At 70.6% G+C, this 17,981-nt stretch carries 14 protein-coding genes; 8 read left to right on the forward strand and 6 right to left on the reverse strand.

The features are described from left to right. A complete protein-coding gene (locus JQX13_RS55200; RefSeq protein WP_430384138.1) occupies positions 1-1,725 on the forward strand; it encodes a histidine kinase dimerization/phospho-acceptor domain-containing protein in 1,725 nt (574 codons plus the stop codon). Continuing rightward, a complete protein-coding gene (locus tag JQX13_RS56765) occupies positions 1,650-2,546 on the forward strand; it encodes a GGDEF domain-containing response regulator (RefSeq protein WP_430384139.1) in 897 nt (298 codons plus the stop codon). Before JQX13_RS55200 ends, JQX13_RS56765 begins: the two co-directional genes overlap by 76 nt. Before the next feature lie 2 nt (positions 2,547-2,548). On the opposite strand, the gene JQX13_RS52715 is transcribed toward JQX13_RS56765, so the two are convergent. Further along, positions 2,549-2,962, reverse strand: coding sequence for a DUF6960 family protein (locus tag JQX13_RS52715; RefSeq protein WP_203406897.1), 414 nt, complete (start codon positions 2,960-2,962; stop codon positions 2,549-2,551). Positions 2,963-3,345: 383 nt separating this feature from the next. Continuing rightward, a complete protein-coding gene (locus JQX13_RS52720) occupies positions 3,346-3,672 on the reverse strand; it encodes a hypothetical protein (protein WP_203406898.1) in 327 nt (108 codons plus the stop codon). A 240-nt stretch (positions 3,673-3,912) separates the two neighbouring features. Between JQX13_RS52720 and radC the strand changes: the two genes are divergently transcribed. Genes radC through JQX13_RS52735 form a run of 3 tightly spaced genes read left to right on the forward strand, consistent with a single transcriptional unit; the run spans position 3,913 to position 7,060 of the window. Beyond that, a complete protein-coding gene (gene radC / locus JQX13_RS52725; protein ID WP_203406899.1) occupies positions 3,913-4,680 on the forward strand; it encodes a RadC family protein in 768 nt (255 codons plus the stop codon). Continuing rightward, on the forward strand, positions 4,677-4,991 hold the full coding sequence (locus JQX13_RS52730; protein ID WP_203406900.1) for a DUF3006 domain-containing protein: 315 nt from the start codon (positions 4,677-4,679) through the stop codon (positions 4,989-4,991). The genes radC and JQX13_RS52730 overlap by 4 nt, the downstream gene beginning before the upstream one ends. 2 nt (positions 4,992-4,993) lie before the next feature. Further along, positions 4,994-7,060 carry a RecQ family ATP-dependent DNA helicase gene (locus JQX13_RS52735; protein WP_203406901.1) on the forward strand — a complete coding sequence of 689 codons (2,067 nt, stop codon included), beginning with the start codon at positions 4,994-4,996 and terminating at the stop codon, positions 7,058-7,060. Between the two features lie 18 nt (positions 7,061-7,078). On the opposite strand, the gene JQX13_RS52740 is transcribed toward JQX13_RS52735, so the two are convergent. Together JQX13_RS52740 and JQX13_RS52745 are read right to left on the reverse strand one after the other, a co-directional pair. Further along, on the reverse strand, positions 7,079-7,441 hold the full coding sequence (locus JQX13_RS52740; RefSeq protein ID WP_430384140.1) for a hypothetical protein: 363 nt from the start codon (positions 7,439-7,441) through the stop codon (positions 7,079-7,081). Positions 7,442-7,443: 2 nt separating this feature from the next. Next, complete coding sequence (locus tag JQX13_RS52745) at positions 7,444-10,884, reverse strand: tetratricopeptide repeat protein (protein WP_203406903.1); 3,441 nt, start codon at positions 10,882-10,884, stop codon at positions 7,444-7,446. 164 nt (positions 10,885-11,048) lie between these two features. Between JQX13_RS52745 and JQX13_RS52750 the strand changes: the two genes are divergently transcribed. After that, a complete protein-coding gene (locus JQX13_RS52750; protein ID WP_239014407.1) occupies positions 11,049-11,375 on the forward strand; it encodes a hypothetical protein in 327 nt (108 codons plus the stop codon). Positions 11,376-11,649: 274 nt separating this feature from the next. Here the strand turns inward: JQX13_RS52750 and JQX13_RS52755 are convergent, their stop codons facing one another. Then, complete coding sequence (locus tag JQX13_RS52755; RefSeq protein WP_203406905.1) at positions 11,650-12,594, reverse strand: SDR family oxidoreductase; 945 nt, start codon at positions 12,592-12,594, stop codon at positions 11,650-11,652. A gap of 19 nt (positions 12,595-12,613) precedes the next feature. After that, positions 12,614-13,468: a lysophospholipid acyltransferase family protein gene (locus JQX13_RS52760; RefSeq protein ID WP_203406906.1), complete on the reverse strand. Its 855-nt coding sequence runs from the start codon at positions 13,466-13,468 to the stop codon at positions 12,614-12,616. A 211-nt stretch (positions 13,469-13,679) separates the two neighbouring features. On the opposite strand from JQX13_RS52760, the gene JQX13_RS52765 reads away from it, so the two are divergent. Together JQX13_RS52765 and JQX13_RS52770 are read left to right on the forward strand one after the other, a co-directional pair. After that, on the forward strand, positions 13,680-14,339 hold the full coding sequence (locus JQX13_RS52765) for a DUF4142 domain-containing protein (RefSeq protein ID WP_203406907.1): 660 nt from the start codon (positions 13,680-13,682) through the stop codon (positions 14,337-14,339). Positions 14,340-14,789: 450 nt separating this feature from the next. After that, positions 14,790-17,981, forward strand: a complete 3,192-nt coding sequence (locus JQX13_RS52770; protein ID WP_203406908.1) for a serine/threonine-protein kinase — start codon at positions 14,790-14,792, stop codon at positions 17,979-17,981.

The following is a 17,981-nucleotide window of genomic DNA, read 5'->3' on the forward strand; positions in this document are numbered from 1 at the left end:
GTGAAGACCCTTCTCTCGAAACGCTCGGTGGTGCTCGCCGCGGGGGCGCTCGTGCTCCTCTGCGTGCTCTTCGCGCTGGGCCGCCCCATGAGGGCCGCCGAGCATGACAGCTACCGGACCCGGCTGCGCCAGCTGCGCGTCAAGAGCGCCGAGCTGGAGCAGGACACCCTCCGGACCCACCTGGGACTGCCCCAGGCCCAGGGCTCCTCGCCGGAGAAGGTGGCCGAGCTGCGCCTGAGGGCGGCGGAGCTGCGCGCCTTCCCGAGCCTGCTGCCGGAGCGGGAGCAGCGCACCCTGGGCGCGGTACTGGACGCCTATGTCCGCGCGCTGGTGGACGAGGAGCTGTTGCTGGCGCGCCTCCACGAACAGACGGCCGGGAGACCGGAGCTGGAGGCGCCGCGCGCGGAGCTGGAGACTCGTGCCCGGGCCCTCCTCACCCAGGAGCGGGAAGCCGACGCCACGCTCCGGCGGCTGATGGAGCACCCCGCCAGCCTCGAGGCCGAGCGCCTCATCACCACCTACCTCCAGCTCTACGAGGGAGCCCTGGCGCGCGCCGAGCGCTTCCGCATCATCCTCTTCGCCTTCTCACTGCTGCTCGTCGCCTTCGTGTTGATGGTGCTGATGCGGCTGGCGCGCACGGGGGCGGCGCTCGACACGCTCAACGCGGAGCTGGAGCGGCGCGTGGAGGAGCGCACCTCGGCCTTCGCCACCGCCAACGCGGGGCTGCGCGAGAGCGAGGATCGCAAGGCCGCCATCCTGGAGAGCTCGCTCGACGGCATCATCTCCCTGGACGAGGGGGGCCGCATCCTGGAGTTCAATCCCGCCGCGGAGCACATCTTCCGGCTGCCGCGGGCACAGGCACTGGGCCGCGACTTCCTGTCCCTGGAGCTGGCCGTCACCGTGAAGGCCGAGCAGCGCGAGAAGGTGAGACGCGCGCTCCGGGCCGATGCCACGCCTGGCCACGCCACCCGCCTGGAGCTGTCCTGCCTGCGCATCGACGGCAGCACCTTCCCCGCCGAGCTCACCCTGCTCCGGGTGCGCAGCGACGGCCCCGCGCGCTTCACCACCTACGTGCGCGACATCACCGAGCGCAAGGAGGTGGAGCGGCTGAAGAACGAGTTCGTCTCCACCGTCAGCCACGAGCTGCGCACGCCCCTCACCTCCATCCGCGGCTCGCTGGGTCTGCTGGAGGGAGGCATCCTGGGCGAGCTGCCCCCTCCGGCCCAGGACATGGTGCGCATCGCCCGCACCAACACCGAGCGCCTCATCCGCCTCATCAACGACATCCTCGACCTGGAGAAGATGGAGTCCGGCAAGCTGGAGCTGAAGCTGCAGCCGGTGGAGGTCTCCGAGGCCATCGAGACCACCTTCAGCGGCGTGCAGGCCATGGCGGACACGGCGCGGGCGGACAGGGATCGGCTCATCCAGGTGCTCACCAACCTCGTCTCCAACGCCACCTGGGAGGCAAGGAGGGAGGCTTCGCCGCGGCGGAGCGGCTGCGCGCCGAGCCGGAGCTGCGGGAGCTGCCCCTGGGCTTCTTCGGCGCCGGGGGGGACGTCACCTACCGCATCGCGGCGATCCACCGCGGCGCGTCGCTCTACCTGCCACGGCCGTTCTCCGCGGTGGAGCTCTCGGAGGGGGTGGAGCGGATGGTGTCCGCGCGGCGCCCGGAGCGCTCACGGGTGCTGGTGCTGGACGATGATCCGGAAGCGGTGCGCGCCCTGAGCGCGGCCCTGACCAGCCAGCTGGTGGAAGTGGTGGGACTGGAAGATCCCTACCGTCTGGTGGACGTGCTGGCCGAGCAACGGCCGGATCTGCTGCTGCTGGACGTGGAGATGCCGGGGCCGAGCGGGTTCGACCTGTGCCGCATCGTGCGCTCCATGCCCGAGTGGCAGGGCCTGCACATCCTCTTCATCACCGCGCACACGGGGGTGGAGTTCCGGGTAGCGGCCTTCCAGGCGGGAGCGGACGACTACCTGGCCAAGCCGGTGATGCGCGAGGAGCTGCGAGCGCGCGTGCAGTCCCGGTTGGAGCGGGCACGGCTGGCGCGCGAGCGGGCCGAGCGCGATGTCCTCACGGGGTTGCTGCTCCGCCGTCCCTTCCTGGAGGGCCTGCGCGCGCGGCTGGCCGAGGCGCAACGGACGGGCAGGCCGCTGTCGCTGGGCTTCCTGGACGTGGACCGCTTCAAGAAGGTGAACGACACGCACGGGCACCTGGCGGGAGATCGCGTGCTGATGCAGATGGGGCGGCTGCTGACGTCACGCTTCCGCAAGGAGGATCTTCGGTGCCGGTGGGGCGGCGAGGAGTTCGTGGTGGCGCTGATGGGCGCACCGGCGGAGGGCGCTCGCGACATCCTGGCGCGCACGGCGGCGGAGCTGGCGCGGGCCGACTTCGAGGGGGACAAGGGCGAGCACTTCCGCGTCACCTTCAGCGCGGGACTCGCGGTGGCGCCCCAGGACGGCGCCGACGTGGAGACCCTGCTGCGCGTGGCGGACGAGCGGCTGTACCGGGCCAAGGCCCAGGGTGGCAACCGCATCGAGGGCTGAGCTCAACCCCGGGGCAGGAGCTCCTCGGCCCAGTAGCGCCCGGCGACTCGCCGCTGTCCGCTGCGGATGAGGAAGAAGGGCCGGGCCTGTTTGTAGTGCCAGTGGATGGCGACGATGACGCCGGTCCGCTCGCGATCCCTGCGCAGCCGCACCTCGCCACCGAATCCGAAGGCGGGCGGGGCAACGGGTTGGAAGAGCTCCGGCCGGACGCGAAAGGTGCTCTCGCCATAACGCAGCACGATGAAGCCCTGCTCCGGGGCCTCGCCGAGCCGCTGGAGGACCTTGCAGTAGGGCCACAGGAGCGTGAGGCGCTCGAGGTCATCGGGATGGACGAGCCGGCGCTCGGCCTCGGATTGTCCATGCCAGGGATAGAGCCCCCACGCGCGCTCCTTCGTCTGCTCGGAATCGGTGGTCATCGGTACCTCCTCGATTGCGCGGGGTCCCCCCGGGCCTCGGACCCGTGCGAAGCGTGAGCGCCAGACGGACGCCGAGGCCAGGCGCATCCCTGACGTGACACCGCGCGGGGAGATCCGCCAGCCGTCGTCATCCCGGCGGTGGGTCGATCCGCACACAATGAGACGGTCCCGCCCGGAAATCCCGAGGCAGGAGTGGTCGGCACGCGCGTTGCTCCACATCCCGGCGCGGACGAAGGGCGAGTGGGCGTGTCGGGTGGCGTGCAGGAAGGTGCGGAGGGAAGTCCGAGTGAGAGGGGTCGGTGAGGAGTGTTGCCTCACCGACCCCGATCCTGGCTCCATGCGCCAACGGCGGGCCCGGCACAGGCCCGCCGTAGCGAGGACACTCACTGTCCCGTTTCACTCGGCTTGGAGCCTACCCGCGCGGCCGTGAACGTGGTCGGCACGCCCTGCTGCAGCATGTAGAAGCTGCCGTTCAACCCGGAGAAGGTACTCATGATGCCGGTGATCGACCTGCTCGCGAGGGTGCCAGCGTAGGTCGTCTCGGTGTTGTTGAACGTGAACATGAACATTCCAGCGATCTGGACCCATAGGCCGCCAAGGCCACCACCGGTGGTGAAGGTCCCGTTGGCATTCACCCTCATCGAGGTCGTGCTGTAGGAGCCATCGGAGCCCCAGTCGTAGAACAAGGTCCAGTTACCAGGTACAGGCATGGTGTGCTCCTCCGTATGGAAATGCGTTGCGTTGATCGGGTCGAGAAGCCCGTGCTGCTTTTTGCTTTCGAAAAGACAGAGGAGCTTCGGAACGGATGTGAGGAGCGCCGCGGCCTCTCATGGGCCCGTCTCGGTGGAGAGCTGATCCACGCACAACGGGACGGTGAATCCTGACGCTCCCGAGGGGAGCACCTCCGGCACGCGCGTTGCTCTTGTCACGCAACGCGGATGGAGGGCGGGATGGAACGGACGGCGGCGTTGGCGACGGTGGGGTGGGAGGAGTCCGCGGGCGATGGGTCGGTGAGGGAGAAACTTCCGGAGGCACAGAGCCCCCGGGAGCGTCTCTTCCGGTTGGGGGCGGCGGCCCTCACCGACCCGGAGCTGCTTTCCGTGGTGCTGGGCTCGCGCTCACAGGCCCTGGCGGAGGCGCTGCTCGCCACGCGAGGGGGGCTCAAGCAACTCGTGCAGCAGGATCCGCGCGAGCTCTGCGCGCGTCCCGGAATGGGGCCGGTGCGCACGGCACAGGTGATGGCGGCGCTGGAGCTGGGACGCCGAGCCCAGCGCGTCACGGAGCGGCGGCCCCGCCTGCGCACCCCGAGGGAGATCTACACGTACCTCGCGCCCAACCTGAGCGCGCTGCGGCGCGAGGTCTTCCACGTGCTGTGCTTCAACGCGCGCAACGTGCTGCTCCACGACGCCCGCGTGGCCGAGGGCACCATCAACGCGTGCCCGGTGGATCCGCGAGAGGTGTTCGCCGCGGCCATCACCTCGCGCGCCTCCGCCATCGTGCTGGCCCACAACCACCCGTCGGGGGATCCGGAGCCCTCGGGGCAGGATCTGGGCCTCACCGCGCAGCTCATCGAGGCGGGCCGGGTGCTGGGCATCAAGGTGTTGGATCACGTGGTGGTGGGAGACGGGACGTACACCTCGCTGCTCGAGCGGGGCGAATTGCCGCTGCTGGGCGGGGAGACGAAAGGCTCATGGAGCATGGCGGGAGAGCGTGGATGATGCTGGGTGCATTGGGTGTAGCGGCATGTGGCGGGACGAGCGGGACCGTTCAGGTGGAGGTGATGGAGGACGAGGTGGCGCAGGTGGTGCCCGTGGGCGGCGGCAAGGCGTACGTGGTGCCGCGCTCCACCCTGCCCCCGGGAGCCCGGGAGGGAGACGTGGTACGGGAGGGCCGCCTGGATGCCGAGCTGGGAGCCCGGCTGGCCCGGGAGGTGGCCGAATGGCGGGCGCGCCTGGCTGTTCCCGTACCTGACGGGCTGGACCTGGACGCAGGAGCCTCTGGGTCGTTGACGGCCAACAAGGAACAGTGAATATGCGACGGATGCCGGTGGCCCTGCCCTACTTCGAGCAAGCCCAGGAGGGACTGGTCCGCCATTTCGGGCTGACCGAGTTCAGGCCGGGGCAGGCCCAGGTCATCAGCTCCGTGTTGAGTGGGCGCAACACCGTGGTGGTGATGCCCACGGGCGCGGGGAAGAGCCTGTGCTACCAGCTCCCCGCCCTGCTCCTGTCCGGAGTGACGCTCGTCATCTCCCCCCTCATCGCGCTGATGAAGGATCAGGTGGAGCAGCTCACCGGCCGTGGCATCCCCGCCACGTTCATCAACTCGTCCCTGTCGGACATGGAGCGCGCGGACCGCCTCCGCCGCATGCGGGCGGGCGAGTACAAGCTCATCTACGTGGCGCCCGAGCGCTTCCGCAGCCCCAGCTTCCTGGACGCGCTGGCGCAGGTGGGGGTGGAGCTGCTCGCCGTGGACGAGGCCCACTGTATTTCCCAGTGGGGCCATGACTTCCGGCCGGACTACGCGCAGCTCGGCCAGGTGCGCAAGCGCCTGCGTCCGCCGCGCACCGTGGCCCTCACCGCCACGGCCACCCCCGAGGTGCGCGACGACATCATCCGCTCCCTGCTGATGAAGGATCCGCAGGTGTTCGCCGAGGGCTTCGACCGGCCCAACCTCTTCCTGGAGGTGTTCGAGGTCGGCGGGGACGAGGACAAGCGCCGGGCCTGCGCGGGGCTGGCGTCGCTGGGAGGCAGCGGCATCATCTACTGCTCCACCCGTAAGTCGGCGGAGAACACGCACGCGTCGCTGATCGAGCGGGGGGTGAACGCCATCCTCTACCACGCGGGGATGGACGATGACGCGCGGCGCCGCGCCCAGGACGAGTTCATGTCCGCCAAGGAGGCGGTGGCGGTGGCCACCAATGCCTTCGGCATGGGCATCGACAAGCCGGACATCCGCTTCGTCGCCCACGCCAACATCCCCAAGGCGGTGGAGGCGTACTACCAGGAGATCGGCCGCGCGGGCCGCGACAGGGGGCCGGCCTTCGCCGCGCTCCTCTTCAACCACGCGGACGTCTACACGCAGGAGCGGCTCATCGAGAGCAACCACCCCTCGGAGGCGGTGCTCTCGGACATGTGGAACGTGCTGCGGAGCGTGCCCGAGTACGACAAGGGCCTGCACGTCCTGGCCGCCCAGGCGGGCGCCAGCGAGTTCGAGATCTCCGCCGCGCTGCGCATCCTCGAGCGCGAGGGCAAGGTGGAGCGCGGGAGCCGCGGCGAAGGTGAGTACGGCATCACCCTGACGGAGAAGGCCTCCACGACCCAGCCCCATGCCCCGGATGCCCGGCGCCTGCTGGCCTCGCTGTTGGAGACGTTCCCCGTGGGGCGCTCCGCCACCACCGAGCTCCCCATCCTCGCGCGGCGCACCGGGCTGTCCGGCGATGAAATCCAGCACGCGTTGAAGCTGCTGGAGCGGGCCGGAGCGCTGCGGGTGCGCCGTCCCTTCTCGGGGCGAACCATCCGCGCGCTGTCGCAGGTGCCCTTCCGCGAGCTGGGCGTGGACCTGAGCAAGGTGCGCGAGCAGGAGCGGCGCTCCATGCTGCACCTCAAGCGGATGACGGACTACGCCTACACGAAGCGCTGCCGGCGGGCCTTCATCCTCCAGTACTTCGGACAGCAGGACGTGGAGCCCACCTGCGGCAACTGCGACACGTGCGCCGGGAGCCGGATGAGGCGCCTGGAGGGACTGGCCCGCTCCTCCACCGCGCCCCGCGCCACGCCGACGCTGGCACCGGGACGGCCCGAGGGCTACAGCGAGCTGGCCGCCACCGAGCTGCGCCGCTGGCGCAAGGAGCTCGCGCGCGAGCTCGAGGTGCCGCCCTTCATCATCTTCAACGACGAGACGCTGCGGGGGCTCGCCGCGGCCCTCCCCATCGATCGCGAGTCCTTCCTCACGGTGAAGGGCACGGGCGAGAGCCGCTGGGAGCGGTTCGGACCCAAGGTGGTGGAGATCTGCCTCATGGCCCGCGCCGCCGGCCACGAACCGGTCGCGGTGGCCCCCGTGCCGCCCCGGGTACGCAAGTCCCGGAGCGCCCGCCACTGAGGCCCGCGGGGCGGAAGGCTACCTCCGCGAGGCCTTGCGAAACAGGAGGCTGCGCAGCGAGCCCATGAACACCCCCACCACCACCGCGAGCAGGAAGATGATGACGATGGTGGTGGCGCCAAAGACGAGACGCACCGCGGACACGGAGAGGCGTTCGGAGTAGTAGGCGTCACGCAGCGGCTGCATCAACCCCACCAGCTCCAGCGCCCGGGCCGGCAGCGAGTCGAGTGACAGGGAGAGTCGCTGAAGGAAGACAGAGGGCCACAGGCGCTGCGCGCCCTCCACCACGATGCCCACCAGCAGGTAGAGCACGGACAGCAGGAAGGCATTGCCGCCCATGATGCGCATCAGCGGCAGGGGCGGCGGGGTCTGGGTCCGCACGCTCATCTGCCTCCCGCTTTGCGTAGCAGCGCCGGCAGGGCCTTCTTCACCCGGCCCGCCTCGGGAGAGGCCGCCGCCAGCTTCAGGAAGGACTGGTACGCCTCCACCGCCTTCGCCGTCTCGGCGGGGTTGCGCACGAGCGCGTCCGCCAGGGCCAGCCGGGCCAGTCCGTCCACGGGCTCCAGTTCCACCGCGCGGGAGAGTTCCTTCAGGGCCGTGGCCTCGTCGCGCTGCTTGAGCGCCACCTGTCCCAGCACCAGGTGGTTGCGCCCGGAGAAGGGAGCCAACCGCACCGCCTCGTCCGCCGCCTCGCGCGCATCCTTCGTGGCCCCGGCGGCGAGCAGCACCCGCGCCATGGCCGCCTGGGCGAACGCCTTGTCCCACGTGGTGGGCGCCTTCTCGGCGATGCCCTGCAGCACCTTCGCCGCGGCCCGGCCGCCCGAGTCCTCCACCCAGTGCTCACCCGTCCGGCCGCAGGGAGTGTCCGGTCCCTCGCGCCGCGCCGCCTCGAAGGCCTTCTCCGCGTTGGCCACCAGGCCCTGCCGCATGAAGGCGAAGGCGATGGCGCAGAAGGTCTCCGGCGACTTGCTGTCCAGCTTGTTGGCGCTCTCCAGGGCGCGGAAGCCCCCCTTGGTATCGCCCAGGGCGAAGAGGATGTCCGAGCGCACCCGGTGCGCCTCGGGATCATTGGGGATGAGCTTCACCGCGCGCTCCGAGGCCGCCTCCGCCTCCTTCGTCCGGCCCTCGTGGAAGAGCGCCAGGGCGAAGCCCTTGTGGGCGGACGGGGCGCCCGGGTTGTCGAGCTGCCACTCCTCGAACTGCTTGAGGGCCTCCTTGGTGCGGCCCAGCGCCAGCAGCGCCCGGCCGAGCGCCTCGCGTGCCTCGCCATGCGAGCCGTTGCGCTCCACCGCCTGCGTCAGCGGCTTCATCGCCAGGTCCGGCAGACCCCGGGAGATGAGGAGCCGGCCCAGCGCGCACGGGGCCTCGAAGTCCCGCGGATCCTCCGCCACGGCGGCTTCCAGCAGGGAGCTCGCCTTGTCCAGGGACTTGTCCTGCCAGTGCAGCAGCCCCAGCGCCGTGCGCACCTCGGCCTTGGACGTCTTCGTCGCCGCGAGCGTCTTCTCCAGCGCGGCCACCGCCCGGTCGCGCTCGCCCTCGGCGATGTCGGCCTGGGCCAGGTAGATGATGGCCTCGGCGGGGTAGCGGTCCTCCACGCTCGTGCGGGCCAGTTCCACCCGGGCGCGCTTCCAATCACCCAGCTTCGCGTACGCCGCGCCCCGCACCAGCGACACCTGACGGCTCTCGCCATCCACGCGGGAGAGCACCTCGCGCTCACGATCGCGGTCCAACAGCACCCGGCCCAGGCCCGCCTTCGCGTCCTCGCTGTCGGGCTTCAGCTTGAGGGCCGCCTCGAAGGCCCGCTGGGCGGCGGCCATGTCCCCGGCCGCGCGGTTCGCCTCTCCGAGCGCGAGGTGGGCCTCATAGGCCAGCGCGCCCTCGGTGCCCCCGGCGAGCAGCGTCCGCGCGTCGGGGGCCTGGCCGAGCGCCGTCATCAACCGGCCCTGCACCAGGCGCTGGCGCTCGCGCAGGGCGACCGGCAGCGTGTCCCCCGCCAGGTCCTTCACGTCGGCGAGGGCCTGCTTCAACTGCTCCAGTTCCTGGCCGAGCACCAGCCGGCTCTCCGCGACGCCGAGCCGCGCCGCCGGGTGCTCGGGGGCCAGCTTCGTGGCGGCCGTGTACATCTTCAGGGCGTTCACCGGATCACCCGCGTCCCGGTAGTAACCACCCAGCGTCACCAGGGCGCGCACGTTGCGCGGCGACGCCTTCAGGGCCCGCTCGAGACGCTCCAGGGCCTCCTTCGTCCTGCCCTGCTCGAGCAGGACGGCGCCAGCCAGCGCCTGTGCTTCCGGGGCCTCCACCTTCGCGCCCACGAGGGCCCGGCGAGCCGCGTCGCGACCCTTCGCATCGGCCACCAGCACGTCCACGAGCAGGGCGCTCACCGGGTGCTCCGCGCGCACACCCGGGCGGTCCAGCGCGGCGAGCGCCTGCGCGCGCTCCTCGGCGGAGGCATTGTCCGCGTACCGCAGGGCATGGGCATAGGCCGAGAGGGCCCAGGCCCGGGTGTTGTCATCCTCCAGCCCCACCACGTGGGAAAGGAGCGCGAGCGACTCCTTCCGGGAGGACTCCGTGTCCTGCTCGAGTTGCCGGGAGACGCGATCCAGCGCCGCGACGAGCGCCTGCCCGCCCTGCTTCGCCCGCACCACGAGGAGCACGCCGAGCAGCACCACCACGATGGCCACCGCGCCCATCACCTTCAGGGTGCGGCCGGAGAAGAAGGTATCCGAGCCCTTGGGAAGCAGCTTCTCGCGCAGCTCTCGCTCGTAGGCCGCGGTGAGGGCCGCCACGTCCTGGGCGGGAAGTCGGCTCACCGGAGCGGCGGCCGGCACGGGCGCCCGGACGACGCTCTCCGTGGTCGCCTCGGGCAGTTCCTCGAGCAACCCGCGCCGGGAGCCCGTCGCGGCGTGAGCGGGCGAGAGGACGGTGGGAGGCTCCTCGGCCACGGGCGGCGCCTCGGCCGTGGGCGCGGCGGGCGCCTCCAGGGGAGGAAGATCCGCGAGCAGCCCTCCCTCGTCCGCGGAGGCTGCCTCCCCCTGAGCGGAGACCTCCACGTCCGACGTGATGGGAATCTCCGCCGACAGGAGCAGCGGCACCTCCTCGGTGGACACGCCCTCCCCGGAATCCTCGGAAGGAGCCGCCTCGGAAGGAGCCGCCTCGGAAGGAGCCGCCTCGGAGGCCTCGGCCGGAGGCGCCTCCGGGGACGCGCCCACGTCGATCTCTCCGGTGTCCAGTGCCAGCACCGGCTGGGAGTCCTCGGGGGGAGCCTGCCCCACCGGGGTCTCGGCGGTCTCGGCATCGGGAGCCGGCTCCTCGGAAGCAGGGGCCGCGTCCGCGGGCGCCTCGGGAGGAGCTTCCGACGCGGAGGCCTCGGCCTGGGGCTCGAGCGCGTTCAGCTCACCGAAGGCCGGAGCGGGTCCACCCGCGAGCGCGGCCTGGGCCTGCTCCATCCATCCGCGCACGCGCCCATCGTTGGGCTGCAGGGCCAGGGCCTTGCGCAGGATGGGCAGCGCCGAGCGGAACAGGCCCCGCTGCAGCAGCACCTCGGAGATGAGGTTGTAGGCGTGTGGGTTTTCCTTGTCGATCGCGATGGCTTGATCGAACTGGGCCATCGCCTCCGCGGGGCGACCCATGAGGATGAGGGCCTTGCCCCACAGCACCCGCCCCGTGACCGAGTTGGGATGATGGGAAATGCCTTGCTCGCACACCGAAATGGCACGGGCATGCTCGCCCTTGGCGATCAAGGCCTTGGCCAGTTCTACGAATACCGACGATGCAGGATCCTGGGCGAGGAGCTGCTCGTAGCGCTCCACCAACGATTTGGCCATGCGGCCACGGACCATAGCACCGGGACTGCTCCCGTTTCGCCCCCTCCGCGATGGGTGCTACCGTCCTCCGGGTGAATCGCCTGCTTGCTGTGCTCCTCGCCCTCACTCTTGGTGGGGCCTGCGCCCACACGAAGAAGACCACTGACATCGAGAGCCTTCGCCCCGTGGTGGAATCCTTCCACCAGCGTGTGCGCTGGAAGGACTTCCGGTTCGCCACCCGCCACATCGTCCCCGAGCGCCGTCAGGATTTCGAGAAGGCCCTCCGGGAGAGCGAGGCCGAGCGGGACCTGAACATCACCGACTACGAGATCGAGAACGTCGAGATGGCGGAGGAGGGCCAACGGGCCATCGTCACCAGCATCATCCGCTGGACGCGCCTGCCCTCGGTATCCGAGCAGAAGGCCACCGTCACCTCCGAGTTCGTCTTCCGCAACGGGACGTGGCTCCTGGAGCGGCAGCTCGGGGGACCCTTCGACGGCGTGCTGCCCTGAGGCAAGCCGGGCAAAAAAATCGCCCACCGCCTCGGGGCCGGCCGAGACGGTGGGCGCCGGAGGCTCCCCCATGGAACCCCCTAACCATGTCCGGCCATTGAGCAAGGCGGGTGCCAGTCTCCTGGCGCCAGCTCCGCCTCGTGAAATCAAGGGGTTGAACGCGCCCCCCCCGTGAAGCGGTGTGTCGGAAAAGCCAGGGGCCCTGACAGCCGTGTCAGAGCGCCCTCGGAGCCCCGGGGTTCGGGGGTCCTGACACGAGCGCCCGGGGAAGCTCCTACTCGCCCACGACGGAGCGGATCGTCTCCCGCATGGAGTGGCGGGGCTTCCAGGCCACGTCCTTCTGCCAGCGCGAGCCGTCGACGTTGCAGAGGAACTGGATGTGGTCCAGTTCGGGCGGGGGGAAGTTGGCCAGCCGGTACTTGAAGAGGACGCCGAGCAGCGGCCGGGCCACGGGGTGGGGCACGGGGATGGGGCTGTGGCCGAGCTCGCGGTGGATGGCGGACAGGGGCACCTCACCGGGGCCCACCACGTTGTAGACGCCCTTGGGCTCGGGGCGCAGGGCGGCCTCGACCATGGCGCGCGCCACGTCCTCCACGTGGATGAGCTGCACCATGGGATCGAACCCCGCCAGCACCCACGGGCGGCGCAGCCGCAGGTAGTTGCTGGGAGCGTTCTTGATGGTGGGGCCCACGATGTGGACGGGCCGGAGGATGACCGTCTGGATGTGGGGGTGCTTCCAGAAGAAGCTGTGCGCGAGCATGTCCACTTCGATGAGGTCGCGCACGCCCGAGAAGCGGCTGGCCGCCATGAGCGGAGCGTCCTCGGTGAGGAAGTTGGAGTTGTCCGGGCTGGGTCCGTAGACGTTGGCGGACGAGAGGACCACCACCTTGGACACGCCGTACTTGGCGCAGTACTCGAGCAGGCGCGTGGTGCCCACCACGTTGAAGGAGTGGTGCTCCTCCTCGCTCATGCGCGGGTCGTGCATGATGCCCATGTGGATGACCGCGCGGATGTCGTTCTTGCGGAAGACGTCCTCCGCCTTCTTCTTGCGCAGGTCCAACTGGTGCATCTCGACGTCCTTCGGCCGGCCCACGAAGGGGCGCCGGTCGATGCCGATGATGCGCTCGTGCTTGTGCAGCAGCTTGGCGAGGGTCCGGCCCAGGTTGCCGCTGATGCCGGTGACGACGACGGCCGGTCTCTTGGAAGGATCCTGATTCATGGCGCGCGTGCCGGGCCCGTCACCAGAAGACGCCCTGGCGCTCCTTGAGGCCCTGGTTGAGCATGGTCTGGATGGCGGTCTTCACGGTGCGGACCTTCTTGTCCAGCTCGGAGTCCTCGTCGTCCGGGCGGCCGGTGAAGCGCAGCGGGTCTCCGAAGTAGATGCGGTACTTGGTGGGCAGCGGCAGGGGCAGCCCGGTGACGGTGACGGGGAAGGTGGGGAAGCCGAGCAGCTTCGCCACGGGCTTCACGTCCATGAGCGCGGGGGCCTGCTCCTCGGCGCCCACCACGGCGATGGGGACGATGGGGGTGTTCGTCTCCAGGGCCAGGCGCATGAAGCCCAGGCCGAAGTCCTGGAGCTGGTAGCGCTGGGGCCACAGCTTGCCCAGGCCGCGGACGCCCTCGGGGAAGACGAGGATGGCCTCGTCCGCCTCCAGCAGGCGCCGGCAGTTCTCCGGGGTGCCGACGATCTGCCCCACCCGCGCCATGAAGGTGGAGACGTAGGGCAGCGAGGGCACCCACTTCTCCACCATGCTGCGGATGGCGCGCGGCGGATCCGCCTCCAACAACAGCGCCACGCCGATCATCGCCCCGTCCATGGGGAGCTGGCCGGAATGGTTGGAGATGAGGAGGACGCGCCCCTTGGGCACCTTCTCGATGCCGTAGGTCTCCACCCGGTGGTAGTGGCGGTAGAGCCAGAAGAAGGGGGCGAGCGCCGACAGGCTGTAGTCGAGGTTGAAGCCGAACGGATCCACCCCGTACTCGTTGCCGGAACGGGCGAGCGCCTGCAGGCGCTCCTTGCGCTCCGGCCCCACCATGCGCTCCGTCCACTCCCGGAGCTCCTGCTTCACCTTGTCGCCGAGCTGCTCGAGCATGGGGCGTGTCTATATCATCGTGACCCGCACCGGGAGGGAAACGGGGCCCGAGTGCCGACTGGCGGCCGTTCCGGGTGCGTCCCCGGGCGCGGGGGGAGGGAGCGGGCAGGTGGGGACCGGGCCCCCGCCGGGCCGCCCGCCCTCGGCGCTTGCGGGCCTCCGAGCCGCGCATCAGCTTTGCATCGTTCATCTGGCCAAGGGGGTTGCGGACATGAGGATGCGGCGATTGTTGTGGGGCGCGGGGCTGCTGGCGCTCATGGGGATGGGCGCGGGCTGTGCCCATGACGAGGCGAAGCAGGCGCGCAGCCGGGGCGAGAGGATCGGCGAGGCCTTCGCGGAGAAGGTCCGTTATACGGACCAACTCTCCCTGTTGAACCAGGAGCAGATCGCCCTGGGCCACCTCGCCCTCATGAAGTCCAGTCACCCCGAAGTGAAGGCCTTCGCCCAGGATCTCATCCGGAACCACCAGAACAGCCAGCAGGACCTGCTGACGTTGGCCCAATCCAAGGCCATGTCGCTGGCCGCCGTGGACCTGTCCACGCAGGACCAGGCCATCGGCGGTGCGGGTGCCGAGGGCGTCATGCAGGGGATGGAGCAGGGGGAGGAGAAGTACGACAAGAAGTTCGACAAGCAGGTGAACCAGTTCCTCGAGAAGCGCAACGAGCTGGCGGGCCTGAGCGGCCGCGACTTCGACAAGGCCTTCCTGGAGCAGGTGAAGGAGGACCAGGAGCGGGGCGCGGAGCTCATCGACCAGGGTCTGGAGAAGTACCGCGACGACACAGCCCTCGCCCTGTTGCTCAGCAGGACCTCGCCCGTCATCCAGGCCCACCAGCAGCGGATCGCGACGCTGAGGGGCTTCATCGGCGACTGAGAGTTCCCTCCTGCTTCAATGGTGGGGTTCGCCCGGGTGCTCGTGCGCACCGCGCCCATGCGCACCAGCACGTCCACCGCCCGCTCCATCTCATCTGACGCGGCAGGCTGCCGGCGTACAGGTCCATCCGCGCGAGCAGTTCCTGCGTGTTCTGGAGGGCGGCGGCCGTGGCCCCCAGCAGGCCCACGCCGGAGCGGTCCGTGAAGGCTGGGCCAACAGCGCCCAGCCGTCGATCAGCGCCGCCACCGGATCCTGGGACATACCCGACCTGCCCACGCGCGCCAGTGAGACGAGACCGCGTCACACGTCGAACACCCGGCCCCCGCCCCGCCGCGACTTCTCCGGCTCGGGAGGGAACTTCTCCAGCAGCTTCTCGACGGATTGGAGACGCAGGTCCTCCAAGGTATGACTGTCCTCCCGGCGACAGGACCCAACAGGGGAGGCAGGCACATGAAGGACATGGAGCCGCGGGCGAAGGAGGAGTCGGGCACCGGCGCCATGGAGGAGGAACCCACCCTCGTCCGGAGCCTCTCCTCGCCGCCGCCGGAGACCCGCGAGGACCTCGAGCAGTTGGGGAACGCCGCCACCCAGGTCCGCAGCCTCGCGCCACGGCCCTTCCGCGAGCCCACCTCCTCCACGCCCCGCGCGACCGGGCCCCTGCCCAGGGCCCCCGGCAATACCCTGGCGGGCCGTTACACCGTGCTCAACCCGCTCGGCCGCGGAGGCATGGGCGAGGTGGTGGCCGCCTACGACTCGCGGCTGGACCGGCGCGTGGCGCTCAAGCTGCTCCGCCGGGAGTGGGACACCGGCCAGTCCCAGGATGACCTCGAGGCGCGCATGTTGCGTGAGGCCCAGGCCATGGCCCGCCTCTCGCATCCCAACGTGGTGGCCATCTATGACGTCGGCACGCTCGAGGACGGCTCCATCTTCATCGCCATGGAGATGGTGGAGGGGCAGACGCTGCGGCGCTGGTGCGAGCAGGCCCCACGCACCTGGCGGGAGATCCTGACGGTGTACCTGGCCGCCGCACGCGGGCTGGCGGCCGCGCACGAAGCGGGCCTCGTCCACCGCGACTTCAAGCCCGAGAACGTCCTGGTGGGGAACGACGGGCGGGTGCGGGTGACGGACTTCGGCCTGGCGCGAGCGGAGTCCTCCCCTCCCCTGGCCGCGCCCTCGACTCCACCGTTGCAGCTGCCACAGGGCGCCCTGGACAGCCCCCTCACGTTGCAGGGCACGCTGCTGGGCACGCCCCGCTACATGGCTCCCGAGCTGCTACGGGCCGGCTCCGCCGACGCGCGCAGCGATCTGTTCGCCTTCTGCGTGGCCCTCTACGAGGCGCTCTACCAGCAACACCCGTTCTCGGGCGCCACGCAGGCCGAGTCCATCCAGGCCCAGCTCGAGGGCCGGGTGAAGCCCCCTCCCGAGGAGACGGAAGTGCCCGCGTGGGTGGCGAACACGCTGCTCCAGGGATTGAGGGCGGACCCCTCGCGGCGCCCCGCCTCCATGGAGAAGCTGGTGGCGGCGCTGGCGGACGACCCCGAGGCGCGGCGCCGGAGCCGCCGACGCGCGATGGCCGTGACGGCGCTGGTGACGGGACTGACGGCACTGACGCTCTGGAGTTGGTTCCCGCTCGGGGCGCAGGAGTCGGCGTGCGCGCACCTGGAGCGCAGGCTCACCGGCACGTGGGACGACACGGTGAAGGCACGGATGAAGCAAGCCTTCCTGGACACCCGGCTGCCGTACGCGCGGGACACCTTCACGCGCGTGTCCGCGCTGCTCGACGGCTACGCGGGGACGTGGGTGCGGATGCGGACCGAGGCGTGCGAGGTCGGCCAGGAGCAGGAGCTGTCGCCGCAGGATCCGCTGGTGTTGCAGGTGTACTGCCTGGAGCGGCGGCGCGGCCAGCTGCGCGCGCTGACGGAGGTATTCGCCCAGGGCCCCGATGCGGGCAACCTGTCGAAGGCCGTGCAGGCGGTGCAGTCCCTGCCCTCCCTGGACGCCTGTGCGGATGCCAAGGCCCTGACGGCAACGGTCCCGCCGCCCGAGGATGCGGCGGTGCGAGCCAGGGTGGCGACCTTGCAGGAGAAGGTGGACCGGCTGGACACGCTGCGGGAGGCCGGGAGGTACCGCGAGGCGCTGTCGTCCAGCGAGGAGCTGCTGCGGCAGGTGGAGAAGGTGGGCTACGAGCCCCTCCTGGCACAGGCGCTGTACCAGGTCTCGTACTTGAAGGAGCTGGCCGGGGACTACGCGGGCTCCGAGGCCCTGGCGCGGCAGGCCATCCCCGTGGCGGCGCGGAGCAGGAACCTGGCGCTGGTCGCCGAGACGTGGGTGCTGCTGTTCCGTCAGGTGGTGTGGCGGCAGGCTCGCCACGCGGAGACGACGGGCCTGCAGCTGGCGATGGAATCGGCCATGGAGGTCGCGGATGACGATCGGATCCGCGCGGAAGCCCTCAACACCGAGGCCATCGTGTTCCAGGAGATGGGCAGGTACGAGGAGGCCCGGACCCGGTACGAGCGCTCGCTGGAGCTGCGCAAGAAGGCCCTCGGGCCCGAGCACGCGAAGGTGGCGGCCTCGCTCAACAACCTGGGCACCGTGCTCGGGGAGATGGGGAAGTACAAGGAGGCGCGGGCCTCGTACGAGAACGCCCTGCTCATCCGGCGCAAGGCGCTGGGGTCCGATCATCCGCTCGTGGCCCTCTCCTACAGCAACCTGGGCACCGCGCTGGGCGCGATGGGCAGGTACGACGAGGCCCGGGACTGGTTCGAGCACGCGCTGGCCATCCGCAAGAAGGTGCTGGGGCTGGAGCATCCCGACGTCGCCAGCTCGCTCACGAACCTGGGAACGGCGCTGGACCCACTGGGCCGGTACGAGGAGGCGGTGACGTTGTACGAGCAGGCGCTGGCCATCCGGGAGAAGCTCCTGGAGCCGGAGCACCCCGACATCGCCAGCACCCTCAACAACCTGGGCAGTGCGCTCCGGGGGTTGGGCCGGTATCCGGAGGCGCGGGCACGGCTCGAGCGAGCGCTGTCCCTGCGCGAGAAGGTGCTGGGCCCCGAGCACCCGGATGTGGCCAGCACGCTCAACGAGCTGGGCCAGGTGCTCCGAGCCCAGGGGAAGCACGAGGAGGCCCGGTCACGGTACCTGCGCGCCCTGGCCATCCAGCGGAAGGCACTGGGACCCGAGCACCCCGACATCGCCGTCTCGCTCAATGGGCTGGGCAACGTGAACCGGGACATGAAGAAGTACGAGGAGGCACGGGCCCGGCTCGAGCGGGCGCTGGCCCTGCGCGAGAAGGCGCTGGGACCCGAGCACCCCTTGGTGGCGGAGTCGCTCGACAGCCTGGGCCGGACGCTGGTGCGACTCGGGAGCTGGGACGAGGCCGGACGCGCGCTGGAGCGGGCACTGGCGCTCTGGGAGAAGGAGTCGAGGCCCTCGCCCCGGGGTTACGCCGAGGGGCTGCTGGGAATGGGGGAGCTCCTGCTGGCCCGGGGCCAACCCGCCGAGGCCGTGTCTCGACTGGAGAAGGCCCTGGAGCTCGCCCCGGCGGATCTGCTCCCCGAGGTGCGGCCCGTGTTGGAGAAGGCACGAGCCGCGGGCACCCCGGACAGGAACGCCAGGACCGCCCTGGGGCCCATCCCCTGA

The sequence above is a fragment of the Archangium violaceum genome (genome assembly GCF_016859125.1).
Lineage (GTDB): Bacteria > Myxococcota > Myxococcia > Myxococcales > Myxococcaceae > Archangium > Archangium violaceum_A.